At 62.5% G+C, this 3,326-nt stretch carries 2 protein-coding genes and 1 pseudogene; 1 reads left to right on the top strand and 2 read right to left on the bottom strand.

The features are described from left to right. Positions 1-206: pseudogene (locus BZK31_RS28555) on the top strand (amino acid dehydrogenase); the annotation flags it as partial. 148 nt (positions 207-354) lie between these two features. On the opposite strand, the gene BZK31_RS28550 reads toward BZK31_RS28555, so the two are convergent. Next, complete coding sequence (locus BZK31_RS28550; protein WP_102136535.1) at positions 355-1,227, bottom strand: alpha-amylase family protein; 873 nt, start codon at positions 1,225-1,227, stop codon at positions 355-357. Between the two features lie 34 nt (positions 1,228-1,261). Continuing rightward, positions 1,262-3,226: a bacteriophage N4 adsorption protein A gene (locus tag BZK31_RS28545; protein ID WP_083186477.1), complete on the bottom strand. Its 1,965-nt coding sequence runs from the start codon at positions 3,224-3,226 to the stop codon at positions 1,262-1,264. Positions 3,227-3,326: the final 100 nt, after the last annotated feature.

The following is a 3,326-nucleotide window of genomic DNA, read 5'->3' as shown; positions in this document are numbered from 1 at the left end:
TTCTTTATGCGCCCGATTACGTCATCAACTCGGGCGGGCTCATTTACGTGGCGCTCAAACACCGCGGCGAAGAGCAGAGCACGATCGATCGGCATCTGTCACGGATCGGCATGCGCCTGACGGAAGTGTTCGCCCACTCGCAGGCGGAAAAGCGTTCACCGGCGCGAATAGCCGATGCCTTGGCCGAGCGATTGTTGAATGGATAAGGCACCGGTGGAGGCAACCCGATCATGCACGGAGCGACAGAGTCTTCCATCAGACAAACGTTACTGACCGAATAAAAACCATCTCCATGCACGAGCGCGGGTTGGCTGGCTTGGGGCGGCGTTTGGTCAGGGTGCGAAAGGCGGCGGACTATTTCTGCAGTGCTTTCACCAGCGCGGGCGTCACGTAGTGCGGGCCGTCGAACAGGTACAGCGGGTAACCGTCATAAGCGGCCAGCTGCGGTTTCAATTCGGCAAGCGTTGCCGAACGAAAGCCGCCCCCCACTTGCGGTCGGAAAGCTTCAACGATGATCCTGACACGATCCTTGCCCAGCCGTGCGCGCAGGGCATCGGCGTAGGTGCGTGCGACCGGTGCGGTGCGGGCATAGACACCGACGCCGTCCTGAAAGAACACGCCGATGTCATCCGGCAGCCAGGTTTTCAGCCAGTCGGCGGTTGCGGCAGGGCCGATGTTCGCGCCGTCGTAGACACTGATCCACAACGGTCTGGGCAGCTTGGCCAACAACGCGGGCAGCTCCCTGGCGCGGGTCCAGCTGGGATCGACTTCGGCTGGAAAATACCAACCCGTAATATTGAGCGGCGTCTTGACCCTGGCCAGTTGCGCCGAGAGTGTCGCCAGTTGCTCGATGTTGTCCCGTGACAGGTTTTCGCTGAAGTGCCCGGCCAGACCAAGAATGACGTCTTGGGCCCAAGGCTCTTTGGCGATGCGTGCCCAGTCTGGAAGCACGGGCACGGTGGGCAGCGTGGTACCGGGAATGAAGGCCAGGTTATCCACCACCGTCCACTGCACCAGTAACTCGCGGGCACCGAGCCGGTCCCAATGGCCGCTGATGTCTACCGTCGCGTTATCCGGTTGCCAGACGATACCCGCCACCTGAGGGGGGGCGGGCTGCAACAGTTGGCGAAGTTCACTGGTGGCAATACCCAGCACACCGATCAGCAGCGCCACGAGCGAGGTCTTGATCAAGGGCTTTCCCTGCCAGCGCGAAGTCAGACCCTTCAAGCATCGGCCCTCAATTCGTTTTCCGCCAGTGCGGTCACCATGAGAACGTCATGCGAGCGAACACGCCTTGGGCGCGGTCATCGCCAAAGACCTTCTCGCGATACTGCACGGAGAAGTCGACATAGGACTGCGGTGCCTTGTAGTTGTCCTCGCGGAACCAGTAACGCACGCCCGTACCGACACCCAGACCACCGGCATTGTCGGAGGAGGTGCGGCTGCGGCCCAACGCATCGACTTCGCTACGCATTTTCGAGTCGTAATCCACGGCAGCGACCACGTGCGGAAAGACCACCAGCCTCGGGCTGATACTGTCCAGACGGAAGCTGCGTCCGACCTGCCATTCACTGTTGAAGTAATTGCGCTTGTCCTGCAGGTAGCGGCCGCCTTCCAGGTACAGCTGTGAGGTCCACCAACTGGGCACGTCGACGCGCAGGTCGGTGCCGATGCTGGACCCGTAACCCAGGCGCACCAGCCAGTCGCCATCGACGTTGGAACTGCCCAGCGCAAAGGTGCGCTCCAGCGCGCCGATCACGTTGACGCTGCTGAACGGCTTGACCCTGATCCCGAGCGCGCCCTGCAGTGCATCCGCGCCGGTGTCCGCGCTGCTTTCCTTGCTCCATAGTGTGTCGGTCACCCGACCATAGAGTTCGACGAAGCGTGCATTGCGGTAGCCGAACGGCCGCCAGAACACCTCGGTGCTGTTCTGCACGCTGTCACTGTTGCTGTTCGGCGCGCCGTTAAGGCCACTGGACGTGCTGGCTCCACGGTAAGTGGTGGTGTTGGTCACGCCCCATTCGCGGGACAGATCCGATACGGCCCGGCGGGTGTCGAACACTTGCTGATCGGACATGCGCAAATCGCCGGTCCGTTGGTAGTCCAGCACGCGGCGGAAATAGGCGATGGCCTGCGCATCGTCCGGAGTGCGCATGGCGCTGTAGGCGGCGTCCTGAACTTCGCCGGGTTTGAGCCCGATCTGCCGGTCAACGCGCTTGAATTCGTTCAGCGCGCCGCGATCATCGCCAGCCTGACTGAGCAAGTAGGCAAGCTGTACTTCATCACCTTGCTTGAGTTCCCCTGCGTCACGGGCTTGCTGCATGCGCCGCAAGGCTTCAGTCGGTTGTCCCAGCGCTGCGTGAAGTGAGGCTTGTTCTCGTAACGGCAGGTTGCCGACGGCCAGCGCCTGCGCGAAATCCTGACGGGCCCCGGATGTGTCTCCCAGACGCTGGCGCATCTGCCCGCGCTGAACCAGTAGGGTGGCGTCGTTGCCATTGAGCGCCAGCGCTTCGGTGGCTGCCGATCGCGCTTCGGCGTATTGCCGCTGGGCAATCAGTGCGCTGACCAGCAGCTTTCGATAGGCCATCTGCTGCGGGAAGCGGCGCACCGCATCCCGCGCCTCGCTCACGGCGGTTTCGTTATCGCCACGCGCCAGCGCTGCATAACCTCTGGCCGCGGTGTTCACTGCGATCTGTTCCTGAATCGCCTGCTGTCGTCGGCTCAGCGCCGGTTGCGGCCCGACGGCCTGAACCGCGGCGTCGATAGCCGCTTGCGCTTCTTCCAGACGCTGCTGACGTTGCAGCGCCTCAATCAACATCATGTGGTAATCGAGGTTGTTCGGTGCCTGGGCAATCGCCTTGCGGGCATGCTCGGCAGAGCGCGGATAATCGCGGCTCGCGTAGGCGCGCAGGGCCTGATTGCCTTCAAGATAACCAGGCTTGGGCCGTGCGGCGGGATAACGTTGCGGATGATCGCGGCGGTCTTTGTCACGCTCGGCCAGTGCAATCAGTTTGCGCAACTGGTCGGCATCGTCACGCTGGCGCAACGCTTCACGAGCCTTGGCGATGGCCAGGTCGTAATCCTTGCGGTTGTACGCGGCGTAGGCTTCGTTGGCGATGGCATACGCGGGCCCGGTCAACGGCAGCGGCAGAATCTGCGCCTGGCTAAGCGATGAACACAGGCTCAGGCCGGTGGCCATGACCGAAAGGATGAACGGACGCTTCATAGCGGCTGCTCCGTCTGGTCGTCAGACCGGTAATGATCGTGTTGACGTGCCACGGCCTCTTCGATGGTGGCTCGAGGCAGCACGCCGATGTCGACCAGGT

This window comes from Pseudomonas floridensis (assembly GCF_002087235.1).
Classification (GTDB): Bacteria; Pseudomonadota; Gammaproteobacteria; order Pseudomonadales; family Pseudomonadaceae; genus Aquipseudomonas; species Aquipseudomonas floridensis.
Note: the sequence above shows the minus strand (reverse complement) of the source record. Positions and strands in the feature narration are given on the sequence as shown.